The sequence below is a fragment of the Micromonospora sp. CNZ285 genome (assembly GCF_004637285.1).
Genome location: NZ_SPQD01000001.1, coordinates 4,847,617 through 4,869,075, shown reverse-complemented (window position 1 = coordinate 4,869,075; position 21,459 = coordinate 4,847,617). Strand labels below are relative to the sequence as shown.

General features: G+C 72.5%; 21 protein-coding genes and 1 tRNA gene. 13 read left to right on the top strand and 9 right to left on the bottom strand.

The genetic code is table 11. The features are described 5' to 3' along the window. Positions 1-71 precede the first annotated feature (71 nt). A complete protein-coding gene (locus CLT75_RS22200; protein ID WP_167796941.1) occupies positions 72-1,760 on the top strand; it encodes a S8 family serine peptidase in 1,689 nt (562 codons plus the stop codon). A 68-nt stretch (positions 1,761-1,828) separates the two neighbouring features. Here the strand turns inward: CLT75_RS22200 and CLT75_RS22195 are convergent, their stop codons facing one another. Continuing rightward, positions 1,829-2,968, bottom strand: a complete 1,140-nt coding sequence (locus CLT75_RS22195) for a hypothetical protein (RefSeq protein ID WP_486485245.1) — start codon at positions 2,966-2,968, stop codon at positions 1,829-1,831. Positions 2,969-3,202: 234 nt separating this feature from the next. Then, the gene (locus CLT75_RS22190; RefSeq protein WP_135242294.1) at positions 3,203-3,850 is read right to left on the bottom strand and encodes a helix-turn-helix domain-containing protein; all 648 of its coding nucleotides are present in this window, start codon (positions 3,848-3,850) and stop codon (positions 3,203-3,205) included. A 63-nt stretch (positions 3,851-3,913) separates the two neighbouring features. On the opposite strand from CLT75_RS22190, the gene cysS reads away from it, so the two are divergent. Together cysS and rlmB are read left to right on the top strand one after the other, a co-directional pair. Continuing rightward, positions 3,914-5,329: a cysteine--tRNA ligase gene (gene cysS / locus CLT75_RS22185; protein WP_135242293.1), complete on the top strand. Its 1,416-nt coding sequence runs from the start codon at positions 3,914-3,916 to the stop codon at positions 5,327-5,329. After that, positions 5,329-6,450 carry a 23S rRNA (guanosine(2251)-2'-O)-methyltransferase RlmB gene (gene rlmB, locus CLT75_RS22180; protein WP_135242292.1) on the top strand — a complete coding sequence of 374 codons (1,122 nt, stop codon included), beginning with the start codon at positions 5,329-5,331 and terminating at the stop codon, positions 6,448-6,450. The genes cysS and rlmB overlap by 1 nt, the downstream gene beginning before the upstream one ends. Before the next feature lie 57 nt (positions 6,451-6,507). Here rlmB and CLT75_RS22175 read toward each other — a convergent pair whose 3' ends face one another. Further along, positions 6,508-7,599, bottom strand: coding sequence for a sn-glycerol-3-phosphate ABC transporter ATP-binding protein UgpC (locus CLT75_RS22175; RefSeq protein WP_135242291.1), 1,092 nt, complete (start codon positions 7,597-7,599; stop codon positions 6,508-6,510). Between the two features lie 365 nt (positions 7,600-7,964). Here CLT75_RS22175 and CLT75_RS22170 point away from each other — a divergent pair. Further along, positions 7,965-8,041: transfer RNA gene (locus CLT75_RS22170), tRNA-Thr, on the top strand. 124 nt (positions 8,042-8,165) lie between these two features. Here CLT75_RS22170 and CLT75_RS22165 read toward each other — a convergent pair. Continuing rightward, the gene (locus CLT75_RS22165; protein ID WP_135242290.1) at positions 8,166-9,218 is read right to left on the bottom strand and encodes an aldo/keto reductase; all 1,053 of its coding nucleotides are present in this window, start codon (positions 9,216-9,218) and stop codon (positions 8,166-8,168) included. A gap of 89 nt (positions 9,219-9,307) precedes the next feature. On the opposite strand from CLT75_RS22165, the gene CLT75_RS22160 reads away from it, so the two are divergent. From CLT75_RS22160 to CLT75_RS22145, 4 genes are all read left to right on the top strand, one after another. Next, positions 9,308-9,928: a TetR/AcrR family transcriptional regulator gene (locus CLT75_RS22160; RefSeq protein ID WP_167796940.1), complete on the top strand. Its 621-nt coding sequence runs from the start codon at positions 9,308-9,310 to the stop codon at positions 9,926-9,928. Between the two features lie 214 nt (positions 9,929-10,142). Beyond that, entirely contained in the window at positions 10,143-10,412 is a 270-nt protein-coding gene (locus tag CLT75_RS32740) for a DUF6959 family protein (protein ID WP_167796939.1), read from the top strand. A 493-nt stretch (positions 10,413-10,905) separates the two neighbouring features. After that, complete coding sequence (locus CLT75_RS22150; RefSeq protein WP_135242289.1) at positions 10,906-11,406, top strand: GNAT family N-acetyltransferase; 501 nt, start codon at positions 10,906-10,908, stop codon at positions 11,404-11,406. Between the two features lie 38 nt (positions 11,407-11,444). Then, on the top strand, positions 11,445-11,933 hold the full coding sequence (locus tag CLT75_RS22145; RefSeq protein ID WP_135242288.1) for a helix-turn-helix domain-containing protein: 489 nt from the start codon (positions 11,445-11,447) through the stop codon (positions 11,931-11,933). Here CLT75_RS22145 and CLT75_RS22140 read toward each other — a convergent pair. Next, positions 11,902-13,782 carry an adenine nucleotide alpha hydrolase family protein gene (locus CLT75_RS22140; RefSeq protein ID WP_135242287.1) on the bottom strand — a complete coding sequence of 627 codons (1,881 nt, stop codon included), beginning with the start codon at positions 13,780-13,782 and terminating at the stop codon, positions 11,902-11,904. The two genes, CLT75_RS22145 and CLT75_RS22140, sit on opposite strands and share 32 nt — an antisense overlap. Positions 13,783-13,939: 157 nt before the next feature. On the opposite strand from CLT75_RS22140, the gene CLT75_RS22135 reads away from it, so the two are divergent. Both CLT75_RS22135 and CLT75_RS22130 read left to right on the top strand, forming a co-directional pair. Beyond that, positions 13,940-14,359 carry a VOC family protein gene (locus tag CLT75_RS22135; RefSeq protein WP_135242286.1) on the top strand — a complete coding sequence of 140 codons (420 nt, stop codon included), beginning with the start codon at positions 13,940-13,942 and terminating at the stop codon, positions 14,357-14,359. Positions 14,360-14,407: 48 nt separating this feature from the next. Further along, the gene (locus tag CLT75_RS22130) at positions 14,408-15,019 is read left to right on the top strand and encodes a histidine phosphatase family protein (RefSeq protein WP_135242285.1); all 612 of its coding nucleotides are present in this window, start codon (positions 14,408-14,410) and stop codon (positions 15,017-15,019) included. Between the two features lies 1 nt (position 15,020). Here the strand turns inward: CLT75_RS22130 and CLT75_RS22125 are convergent, their stop codons facing one another. Then, positions 15,021-15,677: a type 1 glutamine amidotransferase domain-containing protein gene (locus tag CLT75_RS22125; protein WP_486485244.1), complete on the bottom strand. Its 657-nt coding sequence runs from the start codon at positions 15,675-15,677 to the stop codon at positions 15,021-15,023. Between the two features lie 80 nt (positions 15,678-15,757). Beyond that, the gene (locus CLT75_RS22120) at positions 15,758-16,207 is read right to left on the bottom strand and encodes a hypothetical protein (protein WP_135242283.1); all 450 of its coding nucleotides are present in this window, start codon (positions 16,205-16,207) and stop codon (positions 15,758-15,760) included. A gap of 170 nt (positions 16,208-16,377) precedes the next feature. Between CLT75_RS22120 and CLT75_RS22115 the strand changes: the two genes are divergently transcribed. Next, positions 16,378-18,777: a M4 family metallopeptidase gene (locus CLT75_RS22115; RefSeq protein ID WP_135242282.1), complete on the top strand. Its 2,400-nt coding sequence runs from the start codon at positions 16,378-16,380 to the stop codon at positions 18,775-18,777. Between the two features lie 75 nt (positions 18,778-18,852). Continuing rightward, a complete protein-coding gene (locus tag CLT75_RS22110) occupies positions 18,853-19,617 on the top strand; it encodes an enoyl-CoA hydratase/isomerase family protein (protein ID WP_135242281.1) in 765 nt (254 codons plus the stop codon). 43 nt (positions 19,618-19,660) lie between these two features. Here CLT75_RS22110 and CLT75_RS22105 read toward each other — a convergent pair whose 3' ends face one another. Then, positions 19,661-20,212: a peroxiredoxin-like family protein gene (locus CLT75_RS22105; RefSeq protein ID WP_135242280.1), complete on the bottom strand. Its 552-nt coding sequence runs from the start codon at positions 20,210-20,212 to the stop codon at positions 19,661-19,663. 69 nt (positions 20,213-20,281) lie between these two features. On the opposite strand from CLT75_RS22105, the gene CLT75_RS22100 reads away from it, so the two are divergent. After that, the gene (locus CLT75_RS22100) at positions 20,282-20,905 is read left to right on the top strand and encodes a TetR/AcrR family transcriptional regulator (RefSeq protein ID WP_486485243.1); all 624 of its coding nucleotides are present in this window, start codon (positions 20,282-20,284) and stop codon (positions 20,903-20,905) included. A 75-nt stretch (positions 20,906-20,980) separates the two neighbouring features. Here CLT75_RS22100 and CLT75_RS22095 read toward each other — a convergent pair whose 3' ends face one another. Further along, positions 20,981-21,421, bottom strand: a complete 441-nt coding sequence (locus CLT75_RS22095) for an HNH endonuclease (RefSeq protein WP_135242278.1) — start codon at positions 21,419-21,421, stop codon at positions 20,981-20,983. Between the last annotated feature and the right edge of the window lie 38 nt (positions 21,422-21,459).

Sequence of the window (21,459 nt, the reverse complement as noted above, 5' to 3'; positions counted from 1 at the left end):
CGTCGATCTGGCGGAACCTGCTCCCGTGATGTGGGATGACACCACGTCCCTCAACGAGAGGATCTGATGTGGTGAGCAAGCGCTTCACCGTCGGCGCGGTCGCGGCTGCGGCCTCGCTGGCACTCACGGTGACCGGCCTGAGCATCCCGGCGAACGCCGCGCCGTCGGAGTTCCGGACCTTCACCGTGCTGGCCGAGAGCGGCGTCTCCAGCGACGCCGCGGTCGCCGCGATCACCGCCGCCGGCGGCAAGGTCGTCGCCCGCACCGACGACGTCGGCCTCTTCCAGGTCAGAAGCGACCGGGCGGACTTCGCCAGCCGGGCCACCGCGGCCGGCGCGCTGGTCGGCGCGGCCGAGGAGAAGGCGATCGGCCGCAAGCCGAAGCTGGACCGGGTCGAGCAGGAGCACCTGCTGGCCGCCGCGGCGACCAAGGGTAAGGCCGCCAAGGGCAACGGCAAGAAGATGGACCCGCTCGACGACAAGCTCTGGGGTCTGGACATGATCCGGGCCGACAAGGCTCGCAAGATCGAGCCGGGCGACCGCCGGGTCACCGTCGGCATCCTGGACACCGGCGTCGACGCCAGCCAGCCCGACCTGGCGCCCAACTTCAACTGGGCGCTGTCGCGCAACTTCGCCCCGGACATCCCCGAGGTCGACGGCCCGTGCGAGGTGGCGAGCTGCCTCGACCCGGTCGGCACCGACGACGGCGGGCACGGCACGCACGTCGCAGGCACCATCGGCGCCGCCGCGAACGGCTTCGGCCTGTCCGGCGTGGCCCCGAACGTCTCCCTGGTCGAGCTGAAGGGTGGCCAGGACAGCGGCTACTTCTTCCTCAACCCGGTGGTGAACGCCCTGGTGCACGCGGGCCGCTCCGGGCTGGACGTGGTGAACATGTCCTTCTACGTCGACCCGTGGCTCTACAACTGCACCGCCAACCCGGCCGACTCGCCGGAGGCGCAGGCCGAGCAGCGCACCGTCATCGAGGCCATGAAGCGGGCGCTCAACTTCGCGCACCACAAGGGCGTCACGCTCGTCGGCTCGCTCGGCAACAACCACGAGGACCTGGGCGCGCCGCGCACCGACGTGAGCAGCCCGGACTACGGCGCCGACCCGTACCCGCGCCCGATCGACAACGCGACCTGCTGGGACCTCCCGGTCGAGGGCCCGCACGTGATCGGCGTGTCGGCGGTCGGCCCGTCCGGCAAGAAGTCGGACTACTCGAACTACGGCACCGAGCAGATCTCGGTGGCGGCGCCGGGTGGCTGGTTCCGCGACGGCTTCGGCACCGACACGTACCGCACCGACGCCAACATGATCCTCTCCACGTACCCGAAGAAGGTGCTCCAGGAGGAGGGGTCGGTCGACGAAGACGGCAACATTGTCGCCGGCTTCGAGAACTCGGTGTTCAAGCAGTGCACCGCCGAGGGTGAGTGTGGCTACTACACCTACCTCCAGGGCACCTCGATGGCGTCCCCGCACGTCTCGGGCGTGGCGGCGCTGATCGTCAGCAAGCACGGCAAGAAGGAGGGCCGCAACGGCTACGGCATGGCGCCGAACCTGGTCGAACAGCACCTCTACCGGACGGCGGCCGAGCACGCCTGCCCGGAGCCGCGGCTGCAGAGCTACACCAACGAGGGCCGGGACGCCGAGTTCGACGCGTACTGCGCGGGCTCGCTGAACTTCAACGGCTTCTACGGCTACGGCATCGTCGACGCCTACGCCGCGGTGAAGACCCCGGTCAAGCCCAACGTTCGACCGTAACGACAGTTTCCCCGAGGTGGCGGTGTCCGGAGTTCCCGGGCGCCGCCACCTCGGCGTTCCGGCGGGCGTCATGGCCGCCACCCCCGGGCCACCAGTGCCGCCCGGATCTCCCGCACCAGGGCGGGGAACTCCTTACGCAGACGGCGGCCGGTCACGTGCAACACCAGCCAGCCCGCCGCGACGAACTGGTTGAGCCGCCGCCGGTCGAGGTGCATCCGGTCCGCGTCGGACTGCCACTGACCGTCGTACTCGACGGCGACCCGGAACTCCGGCCAGGCCAGGTCGGGGTGCAGGATCAGGCCGGTCGGCACACGCACCGGATACTGGGCCGCCGGGCGGGGCAGGCCGGCGAGGACGAGGCGGACTCGCAGGTGGGACTCGGGCGGGGACTGGGCCAGCCCGTCGGTCAGGCCGAACACCCACGCCGCTCGCCGCCCACCGGGGCGGCAGGCGTTCCGGGCCGCCTCACTCGCCAGCGCCGACCGGTTCACCGAACCGGTACGCAGCAGCCCGTCGATGATGCCGACCGCCGCGACGGGATCGGCCCAGACCGCTGTCTCCCAGGCACAGGCGGCCGGCTCGGTGCGGGGCGGCGGCCCGGCCAGGATCATTTCCGCGCCGGGCGACGACCCCGCGAACGGGTTCAACGCGGCGGTTGAAGCCGGCGGGGTGGCTGGGCCGTGCGGTCCGGGCCCCCTGCGGGAGTCGGCCGGATTCGGCGGTCTGGTCCGGCCCGGTGTGCCCGTTGGGCGGTCCGCCGCCGACGATGCCGCGACAGGCGACCTCGTGCCTGCGGGTGGGCTCGTTCGCGTGACTGCGGCGGCGGCGCCGACGGGGACCAGGAGGCCGCTGCGGGTGCTCGACATCGGGGCGTGGTGCACCCGGACACCCGGCTGGGAGTCGGCCCGGACCGTGGCCGGCAGCAGGACGTGCACGTCGTCGGTGAAGTCGGCGGCGTGCTCGACCCCGTGCAGGTAGGCCGCCGAAGGGCCGGCGATCGCCGCACCGGGTGGCATGCGTAGCAGCGCCGCGCGGCAGGCCAGCGCGTGGTCGCGGTCGAGCCGCGCGTCGGCGTAGACGTCCTGCCGGAGCCGGATCCAGGACGCGCCGCGCAGATGGTGCCGGGACAGCAGCCCGCGCCGGATCGCTTCCGAGCCCCGGAAGACCTGCCAGGCCAACTCCGGTGGTCGATGAGGATGAGGTGGCATGTGACGAGCGTGGCGGCGCACGGGTCGAGATCGGTACCCCTGTGGACAGCCGCAGCCGTGCCGCCCGCCGCGCCCTGTGGACAACCCCCGACCGCCCCTGTCCGTGTGCTATGGCCCTCAGCCCTGCGCATGATCGACTCCACCTCGGGGAGGTGGCGGCATCCGGGCAGCCTTGATGCAGCGACTTCGCCGAGCTGGCGTGAGGGCCGGCGAGGACACGCGGACGAGGGCGGGTCAGGCGAGCGCGGCGGCCACCGCCTCGGCGGCGGCGGTGACCTGGGCGCCGACGTCCGCCACATCGAGCGGGGTCAGCGACACCACCCCGACGCTGCCCTCCAGACCCGGCACACCGAGCACCGGCGCGGCCACCCCGTACGCGCCCGACTGAAGCTCGCCGCTGGTGCTCACCGGCCCCGGATCGCCGGCCCGCCCGGCCAGCACCGCCCGGCCGGCTGCTCCCCGCTCCAGCGGGTGCCGGGTGCCGGTCCGGTACGCCACGTGGAACGACGTCCAGCTCGGCTCGACCACCGCGAGCGCCACCCCCTCGCCGCCCTCGACCACCGTCAGGTGGGCGGTCGCCCCGGTGCCCTCGGCGAGCCGGCGCAGCGCCGGCAGCGCGCCCTCGGCCAGCAGCGGCTGGGCGCGGCGGGCCAGGTGCAACACGCCCACGCCGATGCGCAGGCGGCCCTCGCCGTCGCGCCGGAGCATCCCGTGGCCGGTCAGCGCGCCGACCAGCCGGTAGACGGCCGCCCGGCCGATGCCCAGCCGGTGCGCCGCCTCGGTGACGGTGAGCCCGCCCGGCGCGTCCGCGACCAGGTGCAGCAGCCGCAGGCCCCGGTCCAGGGTCTGTGCCGTCTCTCCCGTGCGCGCCGCCGTGTCCACAGCACGCAGCGTACGACCCGGCTCCGGCCAACCCGGAAATGTGCGGACGGCTACCCTTGTGAGGTGACGCTACGCCTGTATGACACCGCCACCCGATCGGTGCGGGACTTCGTCCCGCGGGAAGCCGGCAAGGTGGGGGTCTACCTGTGTGGTCTCACGCTCCAGGCCCCGCCACACATCGGTCACCTTCGCTCCGGCGTCAACTACGACGTGCTGCGCCGCTGGCTGCTCAGCAAGGGCTTCGAGGTCACGTTCATCCGCAACCTGACCGACATCGACGACAAGGTCCTGGCCAAGGCGATGGAGCAGGACCGGCCGTTCTGGTCAATCGCGTACGCCAACGAGCAGATCCTCACCACCTCCTACCGGGCGCTGAACGTGCTCCCGCCGACGTACGAGCCGCGGGCCACCGGGCACATCCCGGAGATGCACGAGCTGATCGCCCGGCTGATCGAGACCGGCCACGCCTACCCGGCCACCGACGGCTCCGGCGACGTCTACTTCGACGTGGCCTCCTGGCCCGCGTACGGCTCGCTGTCCGGCCAGTCCCCGGCGGACATGCAGCCCGCCGGCGACGCCCCCGACCGGGGCAAGCGGGACCCGCGTGACTTCGCGCTCTGGAAGGGCGCCAAGCCGGGCGAACCGGGCGACGCCTACTGGCCGTCGCCGTGGGGCCGCGGACGCCCTGGCTGGCACATCGAGTGCTCGGCCATGTGCTGGCGCTACCTGGGCCCCGAGTTCGACATCCACGGCGGCGGGCTCGACCTGACGTTCCCGCACCACGAGAACGAGATCGCCCAGTCGCAGGCCGCCGACCTGCCGTTCGCCCGCTACTGGGTGCACCACGGCCTGCTCGGCATCGGCGGCACCAAGATGGGCAAGTCGCTCGGCAACACGCTCGACCTCGACTACGTGGCCTCGCTCGGCGTCCGCCCGGTGGAGCTGCGCTACTACTACGTCGCCGCGCACTACCGGTCCCGCATCGACTACTCCGAGGACGCGCTGCGCGAGGCCGCCGTGGCGTACCGGCGGATCGAAGGCTTCGTGCAGCGGGCGGCCGAGCGGGTCGGCGCGGGCCGGCCCGGAGACCTGCCGCCCGCCTTCGTGGCCGCGATGGACGACGACCTCAACACGTCGGCGGCGCTCGCGGCACTGCACGAGGTGGTCCGCGACGGCAACACCGCGCTGACGGCCGGTGACGATGTGACCGTCCGCACGACGCTCGCCGCCACCCGGGCGATGCTGGATATCCTCGGCGTCGACCCCCTGGACCCGGCCTGGGCCGGCGGCGGCCGCACGGACGACCTGCGCGGCGTGGTGGACTCCCTGATCGCGCTGGCCCTGGAGCAGCGCGCGCAGGCCCGCGGCCGCAAGGACTGGGCCGCCGCCGACGCCGTACGCGACCAGCTCAAGCAGGCCGGCGTGGTCGTCGAGGACACCCCCCAGGGCCCGCGTTGGACTATTGGAGAGCAGGACTGATGGCCGGCAACTCGCAGCGCCGTGGCCGGCGACTGACGCCGAAGGCGGGCGCCCCCAAGGGCACCGGTGGCAAGAACAAGGACTCGCTCGCCGGGCGGGGCCGCACGCTGCCCGCCGACGAGCGGCCGTGGCACAAGGCGTACTCGGGCACCGAGAAGCTGCCCCAGCGCACCGCCTGGAAGCAGGACAAGGAGCGCCGCGCCGCCGCCGAGGAGGGCCGCGCACCCAAGATCGGCCAGCCCGGCACCAAGGACACCACCTGGGGCAAGGGCGGTGGCCGAGGCACGCCCACGACCAAGGGCCGGGGCGGCAAGCCGGCTGCCGGCCGTGGCGGTCCCCGGGTCGCGCCGGGCCGCAAGGCCAACCCGGCGAAGGACAGCCCGGAGCTGCTGGTCGGGCGCAACCCGGTGCTGGAGTCGCTGCGCACCCAGGTGCCCGCGACCGCGCTCTACACCGCGCAGGGCATCGACATCGACGACCGGGTCAAGGAGATCGTCCGCACCGCCGCCGACCGGGGCATCGCGATCCTCGAGGTCAGCCGCGCCGAGCTGGACCGGATGACCGGCGGGGTGCTGCACCAGGGTGTCGGCCTCCAGGTGCCGCCGTTCGCCTACGAGCCCTTCGACGACCTGGTCGCCGCCGCGCTGGAACAGGCCGCCCCGCTGCTCGTCGCGCTGGACGGCGTCACCGACCCGCGTAACCTCGGCGCGGTCATCCGGTCGGCCGCCGCGTTCGGCGCGCAGGGTGTCTTCGTACCCGAAAGGCGTGCCGCCGGGATCACCGCGACCGCCTGGCGGACCAGCGCCGGCGCGGCTGCGCGCGTGCCCGTCGCCCAGGTCACCAACCTGACCCGGTCGCTCAAGGCGTGCAAGGACGCCGGCTTCGTCGTGGTCGGCCTCGACGCCGACGGGCAGACCGACCTGTACGACCTGGAGGCCGCCGTCGGCCCGCTCGTCGTGGTGGTCGGCTCGGAGGGGCGCGGGCTGTCCCGCCTGGTGGGGGAGACCTGCGACCTGACCGTCAGCATCCCGATGGTCTCCGACGTGGAGTCGCTCAACGCCAGCGTCGCCGCCGCGGTCACGCTCGCCGAGGTCGCCCGCCGCCGGTCCGTCGAGGCCTGATCGAGAGCAACGAAAAGGGGCGGTCCGCCGTGGCGGGCCGCCCCTTTCTCGCGTACGTCAGATCCGCTGGCCGGTGGCGGCGTGGAAGACGTGGCTGCGGCCGGTACGCGGCTTGACGAACACGGTGTCGCCCATGTTCGGCATGCTGCGGCGGTCGGTGCGGACCACGAACCGCTCGTTGTGGCCCTCCAGCGCGGCGTGGCCGTAGACGTTGGCGTCCGAGCCGAGGTCCTCGACCAGCTCGACCACGACCGGCATGCCGCCCTCGGACGGGCTGACCAGGTCGCAGTCCTCCGGCCGGAAGCCGACGGTGACCTTGCCGTCGCCGCCCTCGGCGCTGGCCGCCTGGACCTGCTCGCGGGTCAGCGGCACGATCATCTCGGCGAACGCGCCGCCCTGCTCGGTCAGCTTCACCGTCTTGATGTTCATGGCGGGGGAGCCCATGAAGCCGGCGACGAAGACGTTGGAGGGGGTGTCGTAGAGCGCCCGCGGGGTGTCCACCTGCTGGAGCACGCCGTCGAGCATGACCGCCACCCGGTGACCCATCGTCATGGCCTCGACCTGGTCGTGGGTGACGTAGACGGTGGTGACGCCCAGCTTTGCCTGCAGCGAGGCGATCTGGGTACGGGTCTGCACGCGCAGCTTGGCGTCGAGGTTCGACAGCGGCTCGTCCATGAGGAAGACCTGCGGCTCGCGGACGATCGCGCGGCCCATGGCGACACGCTGGCGCTGACCACCGGAGAGCGCCTTCGGCTTGCGGCTGAGGAACTCCTCCAGCTGGAGCAGCCCGGCCGCCTCCTTGACCCGCCGGTCGATCTCCGACTTCGAGGTCTTGCGCAGCTTGAGGGCGAACGCCATGTTCTCGTACACGGTCATGTGCGGGTAGAGGGCGTAGTTCTGGAAGACCATCGCGATGTCGCGGGCCTTCGGCGGGAGGTGGGTGACGTCCCGGTCGTCGATGTAGATCGCGCCGTCGTCGACGTCCTCCAGGCCGGCGAGCATCCGCAGGCTGGTGGACTTGCCGCAGCCGGACGGGCCGACCAGGACGAGGAACTCCCCGTCACCGATCTGGAGGTCGAGCTGGTTGACGGCGGGGCGCTCGGTGCCCGGATAGATCCGGGACGCCTTCGAGTAGGTGACCGTAGCCATGATGGAGCGCTTCCTTTCACCGGCAGGAACGTGCCGGACGATCCGAGTGAAGGAGCGACCGGCGCCCAAGGCACCGGCCAACGGGGTCGTCGCTCAGGGCAGCCGAGGCCGGCCGGAGTGTCGTCCGTGTCACTGCACGGTAAACGGCTTTCGCGATCGTGCCAAGACGTAGCGCTCCGGGTGGGATGGACGGCATACGCATAACGGTCAGTCGGGCACGGCCAGGCATCAATCTCCCGCCTGGGAGCGCGTCCCGACGATGATCCATCGGTCGTACCGGTCGGGATACCGACGTTTTCCGTGCTCGGGAGCCCTGCGAGGCGGGATTTCCGGGGCCCAGTCGCTATGCTGAGCGCGACGCACGCGCCCCTGTAGCTCAGCTGGCCAGAGCACTCGCCTTGTAAGCGAGATGTCGCCGGTTCGATCCCGGCCGGGGGCTCCAATTCCATCAGGCGTTTCGGGGCGGCCGCCGTCGCGATTCCGCCGGATGACAGCGGCGGGCTCATGCGAGTCCGCCGGCGAGCCGGCTGACCTGGGGCAGCGGTCAAGACCGCCGCGCAGAACGATCAGGCGGCGCCACGCTCGCTGACCGGCCGGCGGCGCAGGTTCGGGTTCAGCAGGGCCGGGGGCAGGTAGGCCTGGTCGAGCCGGGTGACATCGGTGCCGGGTGCGACGATCTCGTCGATCCGGTCGAGGATCTCGTCGGTGAGCGTGACGTCGACGCCGGCGAGCAGGTCGTCGAGGTGTTCCATCGTGCGCGGGCCGAGGATTGCGCTGGTCACGCCGGGGTGTGCGATGGCGAATGCCATGGCGAGGTGGGTCAACGGCATGCCTGCCTCGTCGGCGAGCGGGATGAGTCGTTCGACGACGTCGATCCGGCGCTCGTCGGTGAGGTGCTTGGAGAAGCGGGCACGGCGCAGGTCGTTCTGCTCGCCCTTGCGGACCCGGCCGGTGAGCATTCCCTGCCCGAGCGGGCCCCACACCAGCGTGCCCATCCCGTAGCGCTGCGCGGCCGGCAGTACCTCGCTCTCGATGCCGCGGTTGAGGATCGAGTAGGGCGGCTGCTCGGTGTGGAAACGTTCCAGCCCGCGTCGCTCGGCGACCCACTGGGCCTCGACGATGTCGGAGGCGGGCATCGTGGACGACCCGATCGCTCGGACCTTGCCACTGCGGATCAGGTCGGAGAGCGCCGAGAGCGTCTCTTCGATGTCGGTGTCGGGGTCCGGGCGCTGGATCTGGTAGAGATCGATGTGGTCGGTCTGCAGGCGGCGCAGCGAGCCCTCGACCGCGGTCATGATCCAGCGGCGGGAGGCGCCTCGCTGGTTGGGGTCGGTGGCCGCGCCCGGCGTCCGGGGCAGCGTGGTCAGCCTGGGCAGGCCCACCTTGGTCGCGAGGACGACGTTGTCCCGGCGCCCCTTGAGGGCTCTGCCCACGATCTCCTCCGAGTCGCCGTAGGCATCGGCGGTGTCGACGACGTTGATCCCCGCGTCCAGCGCCTTGTGAATGACCTTGATCGAGTCGTCGGGGTCGGGATTCCCGATCACCGTGGCGAACATCAGCGTGCCGAGCGCGTAGGGGCTGACCTTGATGCCCGTCCGGCCCAGGGTGCGGTACTGCATGAGCGTCTCCCTGCGGTATCGTCGTTATGTGGAAAGCCTTTCCGGAACTATACGGAAAGGCTTTCCGGAAAAGCAAGGGAGGCGTAGCTGTGTCCGACAACAGAGCAGATTCCGGTGTTCGCGACCGCGCCCCGCGCCGGATGCGCACCGACGCGCGCCGCAACATCGAGTCCCTGCTCGAAGCGGCGAAGACGGTCTTCAGCACCGCCGGCGTCGCCGCCCCCGCCAAAGAGATCACCGACCTGGCCGGCGTCGGCGTCGGAACGCTCTACCGGCACTTCCCGCAGCGCTCGGACCTGATCAAGGCCGTCATCGAGCGGGAGATCGACGCCTGCGCCGACGCGGCCCCGGTCCTGGCCGCCGCGCACGAGCCGGGGGTGGCCCTCGCGAAGTGGCTCGACCGGTTCACCGCGTTCGTCGCGACGAAACGCGGATTTGCCGCGGCCCTGCACTCCGGCGATCCGGCGTTCGACGGCCTGCCCGGATATCTCATGCAGAAGCTGGGACCGGCCCTCGAGTCCCTGCTCCAGGCCGCGACAGCCAGCGGCGAGGTCCGGGCCCGGATCAGTGCCCAGGACCTGCTGTACGCCGTTGCGAAACTGTGTGCGCCCATGCCGGACGAGGAACCCGACTACGGGCGGCGCATGGTCGCGCTCCTCGTCGACGGACTGCGCACCGGCGAATCCCCGCACTGCGCGGGGTCGCCGTGACTCGATGAAGCGGTTAGCGTGCGAGGAGGCGTCACGATCATGCCGGCTCGCACGCTCTGCCCGAGCGCTGGACGGCCTGGCCCGTCATGAGGGCCGGGAGTCTCGGCCGGGCCTACTGCGAGGCGCCGGCGTGGGGTTGGTTCCTCGCCTGAGCCGGCCCGTGGGTCACAGCTCGGGCTGGACGATCGTCGAGCGTTGCTGGGATTCTGCTCGGATGAGCCAGGAGCAAGCGCAGGTCCTGTCCCGTGGTACCAACTGGGCGGTCGTGCAGCTGGCAGGTCGGGCCTTTCCCGGCCTTCACGTGCAGGGCGATACGTTTGCCGCCCTCTGGACGCAGCTCGCCGAAGCGGCTCGCATGCTCCGTGTGGATCCTGGAAACGGTGAGGCTCTCGACGACCTGGACGACGCCGTCCGAGGGGCAGAGGAGTTCCTACGTTTCTACGAGGCGGCGCTCACGGAGCGAGGCATCCGGCGGCCGTACTGACAGGCGGCCGCCGGGGCCGGCCATCTTGCGCGCCGCCGCCCTCGGCCCGGCCTGCATCTGATGCGGACGGACGCTGCGAGCGTGACGGGCGCGATCCAGAGTCCGCCGGCATGGCCGCCAGGACGGTAGGGCCGGGCTTCTGCCTCCAGGAAGGATGAGCGGCACGGTGACGTGCCGCAGCACCGCGACGTGGTGCCGGCATCGGCGATGTCGACGGTGTGGAAGCTGGGCGTGACGCCGGCGGGGGTCACGCGGGTGACGGTGGCACCGAGGGCGCGGGCGGCGTGGTGACAGACGGCGGTGAAGACCCTGACGTCCGCTCGTCCGCCGGGCGCGTGGAAGCCGGTGGCCCCGGGTGGCAGTCTCATGGTCGGGCTCCCTGGTCGTCGCGGCCGGTGCAGGCTATCCGGCGCCGGCGTGGAAGCCCGGCCACCCGACCCATCCACGCCGGATATCGATTGCCTGCTCGGGGCGCCTGCGCCACCCTCTCCGCATGCTCGAGACGCGCGTCCTCGGCGAGGAGGACTGGAAGGTGTGGCGGGAGCTGCGGCTCGCCGCGCTCACCGAGGCCGGGTACGCCTTCGGCGCCCAGCTTGCGGACTGGCAGGGCGACGGTGACCGCGAGGAACGCTGGCGTGGGCGGCTGGCCGTGCCCGGCTCGTGCAACATCGTGGTGCTGCTCGACGGGCAGCCGGTCGGGATGGTCAGCGGGATGCCGACCGAGCACGACGGGGTCGTCGAGCTGATCTCGATGTACGTGGCACCCGGCGGGCGCGGCCGGGGCGTGGGCGACCACCTCGTCCGGGCGGTCGAGCAGTGGGCCCGGCTGGCAGGCGCGCGGACGCTGCGGCTCGCGGTGGCGGAGGGCAACCCGAACGCGTGGGCCCTGTACCTGCGTAACGGCTTCCGGGACACGGGCGACGTCGGCGGCCTGATGCCCGACGGCGTGCGCCGGGAGCACATCATGACCAGGAGCCCCGCGAACGAGCCGTAGGGGCGGGAGGCGCGGGCCGCGCAGTAGGCTGACCAGCGATGAGTCGCGCCGTCGAGGAGTCCAACCGGGCGATGCTGCGCGCCCGGGACGCGATGGACCGGGCGTACGCGCAGCCGCTGGACATCCCCGCGCTGGCCCGGATCGCGTACGTCTCGGAGGCGCACTTCATCCGTACCTTCCGGGCCACGTTCGGCGAGACGCCCCACCGCTACCTGCAACGTCGCCGGGTGGAGCGCGCCATGTACCTGCTGGCGCGCACCGACGAGCCGGTCACGGAGATCTGCCACCTGGTCGGCTTCGGCAGTCTGGGCACGTTCAGCCGGACGTTCCACGGCATCGTCGGTGAGTCGCCGTCGGCCTACCGGCGCCGCAAGACTACGCCCGCCGGCGTCCCGGGCTGCTTCACCAAGGCGTGGATGCGCCCGAGCAGCACGGCGGGCAAGCCAGCCACCGCCGGCAAGCCGGCCATGGAGGGCAAGAAGCAAGCCGCCGCGCTCAGCGCCCCCGCACCTGCCGCCGCACCATGACCCAGAGCCGGTCGCCGAGCCGGGTCCGCCGTACCCAGCGCAATCCGGCCAGCCGGCTCTTCGCCGGCGTACGCGGGCGCGGCGGCGCGGTGACCCGGGCGTAGGTGGCGCCTGTCGACGGCCTGGTGAAGCCGGGTTCCAGCCGTTCGGAGGCGACCGCCAGCGCGGTGAACTGGGCGAGCACGCGAGGATCGGGCCGGCCGCCTCGGGCGGCGGTACGCAGATCCCGCTCCACGACCGGCCGCCGGATCAGCTCGGTGAGCGGCCCGTGGACGGTGTCCAGCAGGTCGGAGACGGCGGCGACGCCGTCGCCCTCCCAGATCCGGGTGGCCCGGGACGGCCCGGTGGCGGCGCTGACGAACGGCACGTCGGCCCACTCCGGTACGAGCCGGGCGATCAGCGCGGTGTGCGGCAGCCGCGCCCGCTTCTCGGCCGCGGTGAACGCGAAGCTGGCCGCGACGAAGCCCGGCGCGAGGAACGGGGTGACCATCCCGGTGGTGTACGCGGAGGTGCACCACCGGCGCATCCGCTCGACCAGGTAGAGGTAGTCGATCAGGTGCTCGTCGCGGAGACCGATGTCGCGGGCGTGGGCCAGCAGGGCGGTGACGCGGTCCCGTTCGGTGGCCAGTGCCTCCGGTGACACCGCGGCGTTCGGCACGCCCGCCAGCAGCTTCGTCAGGCCCGCCTGCTCCGGGGTGGGCGCCGGGTCGGCGTCGGCCCGGGGATACCAGTAGCCGACCACCAGTTCGCCTGCCGCGCCGGTGAGGCTCGGCGCGCGTACCACCTCGGGCAGCCGGGTGCGCACGGCCGGCCGGGCCAGGTAGTTCGACGGGAACTGGTGGTCGTGCAGCGCGGCGAGCCGTCGCGCCCGGTCCCGGAGGCCGACGCCGAGGACGGCGGCCGGGGGAGCAGCCGGTACGAGGCGGTGCGGCAGCTCCAGGCCGCGCCGGTCCCGCACGAGCCGGACCAGCTCGCGGGCCACGTCGCCCTCGGCGGCGGTGTCGTCGTTCGTGGCCAGGTTCGGCGTACGGCCGGCGGCGACGAGCGTCGCGGCGATGAGCCGGGAGTCCTTCCCGCCGGAGAGGCCGAGCGTGACCTCGCCGTCGTGCAGCCGGTGCAGGCCGGCGACGGCCCGGGTCAGCGCGTCGGCGGCCCGGTCCAGCCGCTCGCCGAGCGGCCGGTCCCGGTCGGCGAGACCGCTGCGGACCACGTCGTCGGTGGCGTACCGGATCTCGCTGGTGACCTGCCAGCCGCCGCCCGCACGGCGGCGGCCGGTGATCCGCTCGCCCGGCCGCAGCAGCCGGATGCCGGCCAGCGGGGAGAGGTCGCCGCCGAAATGGCCGGTGAGCAGGTACGACGCCCAGCCGGCCGGGTCGGGGCGGGCCTCGCCGTGCAGGAAGGCGGCGAGCAGGCCGGGCCGGGTGCACCAGGCGGTGATGCCGTCGGCGGTGCCGGTGAACACGCGGGCCATGCCGAGCCAGTCCTGTTGCAGAGCGAGGCGGTCGTGGTCGAGAGCGAGCAGCGCGAACGGCGGTACGACGTCGCGGTGCGCGTCCGCGCCGGTGAGCAGGTGGCGGGCGAGCATCACCGGGTCGTCGCCGTCGGCGCCGACCGGGATGCCCACCGAGACGGCGGTGACGTCGTCGTCGCCGGCGACGGGCGGCCACCGGTAGCCGCCCGGGTCGGCCGGGTGCAGCACCAGCACGCCCCAGTCGGTGCCGCCGAGGTGCCGGCGGTGCCAGCTCTCCGGCACCAGCTCGGCCGCGGCGCTGTGGAATCGGGCGACGGCGGCGTCACCACGGGACTCCGGGAGGGCGCTCGTGGCGGCCCAGGCCAACATCAACTGCATCGACTTCCCCCGATGTCGTCACGAAGACGTTAACAGCGGGTGACGAGATGGTGTCCCCGTGTGGACAAACGACGCAAGCCGGACCAGGTGCCGGGGGCGGCAGGCCTGCGTGTTTTGGATAAGCAGCAGGCCGGGGTGCTGCTCTAGCGTCGTCGGCATGACGATGCTTTCGACTTCCCGCTCCCAGATCTACGTGCTCGACCAGGACGAGGCGCTCGACTTCTACGTCGGCAAGCTCGGCCTGGAGGTCAGCCTCGACCAGGATCTCGGTTTCATGCGCTGGCTCACCGTGCACGTGCCGGGCGACCCGGGCCGGGAGATCCTGCTGGAGAAGCCGGGCCCGCCGGCGCTGGACCCGAAGACGGCCGAGCAGGTCCGGGAACTGCTCACCAAGGGCGCTGCGGGCGGGTTCCTGTTCTTCACCACCGACGACGCGCACAAGACGTACGCGGACCTGGTCGCGAAGGGCGTGGAGGTGACCGACGAGCCGACCGACCAGCCGTACGGCATCGACTTCGGCATCCGCGACCCGTTCGGCAACCGCATCCGGATCGGGCAGATGCGCCAGGGGCAGTGAACGGCGCGGCGGCGGGCTAGTCTCGCGGTCCCGACCGTGGAGGTGCCGATGCCCAGCCGCCTGCTCTACCTGGTCCGCCACGGCGAGCAGGTCCGCTCGGAGGACGAGGCGGACACCGGGCTGTCGGATCGGGGGCGGCGGCAGGCGACGCTGCTGGGCGAGCGGCTGCGCGGCACGCGCTTCGCCGCCGTACATCATGGACCGGCCCGCCGGGCCGCGGAGACCGCCGCGCTGGTCGCGGCGTCGCTGCCCGGTGTTCCGGTACGCGAGGACGACCGCGCCGGCGACCACATGCCGCACGACACCGACCCGGCCGGCCTGCCGGAGTCGTACGCGGCGTTCCTGGCCGGCTTCTCCGAGCGGGAGCGGCGCGACGGGCCGCGCGTGACCGCGGAGGCGGTGGCGCGGTTCGCCGCCGCTCCCGCGGAGGGTGACGTACGCGAGCTGGTCGTCACCCACAACTTCCTGGTCGCGTGGCTGGTGCTGCACGCGGTGGACGCGCCGGCGCGCCGGTGGATCGGGCTGAACCAGCAGAACTGCGGGCTGACGGTGATCCGCTACGGCTCGGGCGGCCCGCCGGCGCTCATCGCGTTCAACGACGTCGCCCACCTGCCGCCCGAGCTGCGTGCCACCGGCCTGCCCGACGACTACCGGATCTGAGTCAGGCGACCAGCTTCACCACGGCGTCGGCCACGGCGCGGGCGGACTGCGGGTTCTGGCCGGTCACCAGCCGCCCGTCGACCACCACGTGCTCGGTGAAGTCCGGCGCCGGTACGTGCTGCGCGCCCGCCTCGGTGAGCTTGTCGGCGAGCAGGAACGGCACCTCGTCGGTGAGGCCGACGGCCGCCTCCTCGCTGTTCGTGAACCCGGCCACCCGCTTGCCGGCGACGAGCCGGGAGCCGTCGGTGAGGGTGAGGTTCACCAGCGCCGACGGGCCGTGGCAGACGGCGGCCACCACGCCGCCGCGCTCGTAGACCGAGCGGGCGATCCGGGCCAGGTCGGGGTCGTCGGGGAAGTCCCACATGGTGCCGTGGCCGCCGGCGAAGAGGATCACGTCGTACCCGGCCGCGTCGACGTCGGCGGCCTTCGGGGTGTCCGTGACGCCGGCGGTGGCGAGGAAGTCGTTCTGGGTGCTGTCGTTCTCGTCCCGCCCGTCGACGGGCGGCTCCCCGCCGGCCACGGAGACGAGGTCGACGTCGTACCCGGCGGCCCGGAACACCTCCCACGGCTCGGCGGCCTCGCCGACGTAGTAGCCGGTCGAGCGGCCGGTGCGGCCCAGCTCGGAATGACTGGTCAGGGCGATGAGTGCGCGAGTCATGCCTTCCATGCTGGCCCGCTCGCCCGCCGGCCGGCCATAGGCCGATGTCACAGCCGGAACGGGTTTGAGATCGGGCCGGGTCAGCCGGTGGCGCCGTTGAGCAGGTCCACCACCTGCGCGGTGACTGCCGGCGGCGTGGTCTCCGGCGGGCAGTCGACGTAGCCGACCTGCCGGGGCCCGATGGTGAGCCGGTAGGTGAACGCGTCGGCGCACATGGTCGGCGGCACTGTGGCGGCGGCCTCGGCGGCCAGCCGGGGGTCGGCCGCGAGTTGCCGCAGCCGGGTGAGCTTCTCCGCGCCGAGTTGTCCCTCGCGGGAGGCACCGGCGCGGTCGGTCCTCGTCCAGTGGCCGTCCGGCCCGACCCGGACGGTGTCGGACAGCCCGGCGATGCCTCCCGACTTCTCGAGCACGACCTCGGCGACGAGCGGCGGGGGCCCGTCCGTGACGACGGGTGGCGCGTCGGTGCGGGCGCAGCCGGCGAGCGGGACGAGAAGGGCGGCGACGGCCGCCGCGGCGGGGGCAGCTCTCATACCGGTTCGGACGCGCGACGGGACCACCCGGTTCCGGGTCACTGCTCCTCCTCATCCGTTCGGTCAGTGTCTCCGGCGGGTTCTCGCCAGCCTCTTTCACGTTCTTCGATGTATCGCTATATCTACATCAGTGACTACCCCCGTCACAACTTCGCCTTCCAGGAGGGCCCGTGAAAAGATCCGTCGCCGCCGTCAGCGCAGCGCTGCTCACCAGCGGCGTGCTGGCCTGCGTCACCACCTCGGCGCAAGCGGCAGCGCCAACCGCCCCCAGCCCCGAGACCTCTGCCGCAGCCAAGGCCGCGAGCCTGCTGCGCGCCAACCCCGGCGTCGTCCAGGGCGCCGGCGGTGAGGCCTATCAGGCCGTCCGCACCAAGGTCGACCCCTCCGGGGCCGCGCACACCCGCTACAGCCGGACCTACCAGGGCCTGCGGGTGTACGGCGGTGACTTCGTCATCCACACCGCCCCGAACGGCACCCTGACCAGCGCGTCGGTCAGCCTGTCCGCCCCGCTGACCCTGAGCACCACCGCGAAGGTCGGCGCGGACGCGGCCAAGGCCAGCGCCCGCAAGACGTTCTCCGGGTCGCTCACCTCGGTCGGTGCGCCGGAACTGTTCGTCGACGCCAGCAGCGGCAAGGGCCGCCTCGCCTGGGAGACCGTCGCGACCGGCTGGAAGGCGGACAAGCAGACGCCGTCGAAGCTGCACGTCATCACCGACGCCACCACCGGCAAGGTGATCGGCTCGTACGACGAGATCGAGACGGTGGCCGGCACCGGCCAGGGCATCTACACCGGCTCGGTCACCATCGACACCACGCTCTCCGGCAGCACGTACCAGATGATCGACCCGGTACGCGGCAACGGCCGTACCTGCGACATGAACAACGGGACCTCCACCTGCACCACGTTCACCGACGCGGACAACGCGTGGGGCAACGGCGCCACCTCGAACCGGCAGTCGGCCGCCGTGGACGCGCACTTCGGCGCCGCCAAGACGTTCGACTACTTCAAGAACGTGCACGGCCGCAACGGCATCTTCGGCAACGGCCAGGGTGTGCCGAGCCGGGTGCACTACGGCAACAACTACGTCAACGCGTTCTGGGACGGCTCCCAGATGACCTACGGCGACGGCTCGGGCAACTCCCGCCCGCTGGTTTCGCTGGACGTGGCCGGTCACGAGATGAGCCACGGCGTCACCGAGGCGCTGGCCGGGCTGGTCTACTCCGGTGAGTCCGGTGGCCTCAACGAGTCCACCAGCGACATCTTCGGCAACATGGTGGAGTTCTACGCCGCCGCGCCGAGCGACCCGGGCGACTACCAGGTCGGTGAGAAGATCAACATCAACGGCAACGGCACGCCGCTGCGCTACATGTACAACCCGTCGCTGGACGGCTCGTCCGACTCGTGCTGGTCCACCAGCACGAAGAACAAGGACGTGCACTACTCCTCCGGCGTCGGCAACCACTTCTTCTTCAACCTCGCCGAGGGCACCGGCGCCACCGCGTACGGCACCTCGCCGGTCTGCGGCTCGGCCCCGGCGGTCACCGGCATCGGCCGCGCCAAGGCGGAGAAGATCTGGTACCGGGCGCTCGACGTGTACTTCACCTCGAACACCTCGTACGTCAACACCAGCAACCCGGCCAACACCGCCCGCGCGTACACCCTGCGGGCCGCTACCGACCTGTACGGCAACTGCTCCACCGAGTACAAGACCGTCCAGGCCGCGTGGACCGCGGTGAACGTGGCCGGCAACGACGCGCCGTGCAGCTCGACCGGCAACGACTTCTCCGTCTCGCTCTCGCCGACCTCCGGTTCGGTGACCGCGGGTGGATCGGCCTCCGCCACCGTCGGCACGTCCACCACCAGCGGCACCGCGCAGACCGTGACGTTCTCCGCGTCCGGCCTGCCGACCGGCGCCACCGCGTCGTTCAGCCCCACCTCGGTGACCTCGGGCGGCTCGTCCACGCTCACCATCGCCACCAGCTCCAGCACCCCGGCCGGCACCTACTCGGTGACCGTCACCGGCAGCGCGGCGTCGGGCACGAAGACCGCCACGTACTCGCTGACCGTGAGCAGCGTCGGCGGCGGCTGCACCGGCGCCGGCCAGAAGCTCGGCAACCCCGGCTTCGAGTCCGGCAACACGGTCTGGGCCACCACCTCCGGCGTGATCGGCCAGTACGGCTCGCAGGGCCAGCCGACCCGCACCGGTACGTGGAACGCGTGGCTGAACGGCTACGGCAGCACCCGCACCGACACGCTGTCGCAGTCGGTGAGCCTGCCGAGCGGCTGCTCCGCGTACAACCTCTCGTTCTGGCTGCACATCGACTCGGCCGAGAGCACCACCAGCGTCCAGTACGACAAGCTGAACGTGCAGGTGCTCAACTCGTCCGGCTCGGTGCTGGCCACGCTGGCGACCTACTCGAACCTGAACAAGGCCAGCGGCTACAGCCAGAAGTCGTTCAACCTGGCCGCGTACGCCGGGCAGACCGTCACGCTGAAGTTCACCGGCACCGAGGACAGCTCGCTGCAGACCTCGTTCGTGATCGACGACACCGCGCTCAACGTCTCCTGACCTGACCGCCGATCCCGGGGCCCGGCGGCCACCCCACTCGGGTGGCCGGCGGGCCCCGGCCGTTACGGTCGCACCATGTCCGACGCGGAACTGACAGTCACCCTGGACGGCCCGGTGGCGACCGTGGTCATCCACAACCCGGCCCGGCGCAACGCCATGACCCCGGCCATGTGGCGGCAGCTCCCGGTGCTGCTCGACGGCCTGGAGGCGGACCCGGCGGTACGGGTGCTGGTGCTCACCGGCGCGGGCGGCACGTTCTGCGCCGGCGCCGACCTGGGCGACCTGGACGAGCTGCTGGCAGCCGGTGACGGCAGCATCGCGGTGGCCGCCGAGGAACGGCTCGCCGCGTTCGGCCGCCCCACAGTCGCCGCGATCGAGGGTGCCTGCGTGGGCGGCGGCTGCCAGCTCGCCGTCGCCTGCGACCTGCGGCTGGCCGCGGCGGACGCGCGGTTCGGCGTACCCCCGGCCCGGCTCGGCCTGGTCTACCCGGCGCCGACCACGCGGCGGCTGGCCGCGCTGGTCGGTCCGTCGGCGGCCAAGCACCTGCTGTTCACCAGCGAGCTGGTGAACGCCGAGCGGGCGCTGCGGATCGGCCTGGTGGACGAGGTGCTGCCGGCCGGTGAGCTGGCCGGGCGGGTGGCGGCGCTGACCGCCACCATCGCCGAACGCTCCCGGCTCACCGTGACCGCCGCCAAGGAGATCGTGGACGGGCGTGCCGACGCCGACCGGCTGGCCTGGTGGCACGGCCAGGTGCGGGACAGCGGCGAGGCCCGCGAGGGGGTGGCGGCGATCAACGAGCGCCGGCCGCCGCGCTTCGGCTGGACCCCGCCCGCCGTCTGACCTGATCGTCGGCGTCCGCCACGCTGGTTCGCGCGGTCGGCGGTCACCGCGACGTGCGGTCTGCGCTGACGTGGGCCAGCAACTCGTCCACCGACCACTGGTCGGAGGCGTGTTCGCCGTGCTTCTCGGCGAGCACCCGCCCGTCGGGTGCGATCAGGAAGTCGGCCGGCAGCCCGAGCCGGCCGCCGTGCGGGGAGGTGGACGGCAGCTTCTCCCGGCCGCGCAGGACGTGCCAGGTGCCGGTCACCACTGCCCGCAGGATCGGCAGCCAGGCGCGCGGGTCGAGCAGCGACCGCCGCGCCGCCTCCACGCCGAACTCCCGGTAGAACCGCCGGTCCGGATCGGCCACCACGGCGAACGGCAAATCCGCGACGTGCTCGCGCAGCTCGTCGGCGGGGGAGTGGAAGAGCACCACCTCGCGTACGCCCGCGGCCTCGATCTCGGCGTGCCGGCGGACGATCGAGCGCAGGTGGAGGTTGCAGACCGGGCAGCCGGCGAAGCGGCGGAACTGGAGGTGGATCAGGCGGTCCGGATCCGGCAGGTCGATTCCGGCGCCGGTCACGCTGGTCAGGTGGCGGGTGGTGACGACGTCCATGCGCGCTCCCGTTGTAGGCGTACGACGTACTCCTACAACCGTAGGCGTATCTTGTACGCTGTCAAGGCCATGCCCCGTCCCCGTTCCCTGACCCCGGCCCAGCTCGCCGACGCGGCGCTCGCGGTGCTCGACCGGGACGGCCTCGCCGGTCTCACCATGCGCGCGGTCGGCGCGCAGCTCGGCACCAGCACGATGGGCCTCTACCGCTACGTCGCCGACCGGGACGAACTGGAGGCGCTCGTCGTCGAGCGGGTGCTCGAACGGGTGGACACCCGTCCGCCGGGCGACGTCCCGTGGCCGGACGGCATCCGGGACCTGGCCGATCGCGTACGCCGCGCGGTCGGCGTCCATCCGGCAGTCGTGCCGTTGCTCCCCGCGTACCGGCATCGCTCGCCGACGATCCTGCGCTGGGGTGAGGCGGTGCTCGCGGTGCTGACAGGGGCCGGCTTCACCGGCACCGGACGGGTGATCGCGTTCCGCGCCCTGCTCGGCTACGTGGTCGGCGCGATCCAGATGGAACACCTCGGCGCGCTGTCAGGCCCCGGAACGGCTGTCATCGCGGCGCTGTCCCGCGACGAGTTCCCCCTGCTCGCCGCGACCGCGCGCGAGGCCGGCGCGGTCGCACCGGAGGACGAGTTCGGTGGCGGGCTGGACCTCCTGCTCGACGGGCTGGCCCGGCGGCTCGACAGCTAGGCGCCTCGGTGGGACCGGCGGGCGCGGCGCCGGGGCGTACCCCCGACACCGCCCCCTGTGCCCGCCGGCCGTCGGTCACCGCGCCAGCGCGGCCCAGCTCGGCGTCACCGGCTCCCGCCGCAGCGGCATGCCCGCCTCGGCCGGGGTCCGGTCGCCCTTGCGCTGGTTGCACGTGTAGCAGGCGGCGGTGGTGTTCCCCCAGGTGTTCCGGCCACCGCGCGAGCGGGGCAGGATGTGGTCGATCGTGCTGGCCGCGCCGTCGCAGTAGGCGCACTTCCGCCGGTCGCGCGCCAGCACCCCGGCCCGGGACCAGGCCGGGCCGGCGCTGAACCGCCAGCGGGTCACCACGTACCGGACGAGGCGGACCACCCGCGGCAGCGGGAAGACGCCGATCACCCGGTCGGGCTCGGCCTCGTGGATCTCGGCGACCCGGCGGCAGAGCATCCGGATCGCGTGTTTGACGGTGACCCGGTGCAGCGGGCCGAGGTCGGCGTTGATGACGAGGACGGCGTCCACCGGGCTCTCCCTTCACGATCGGCGGTACGGCGACGAAA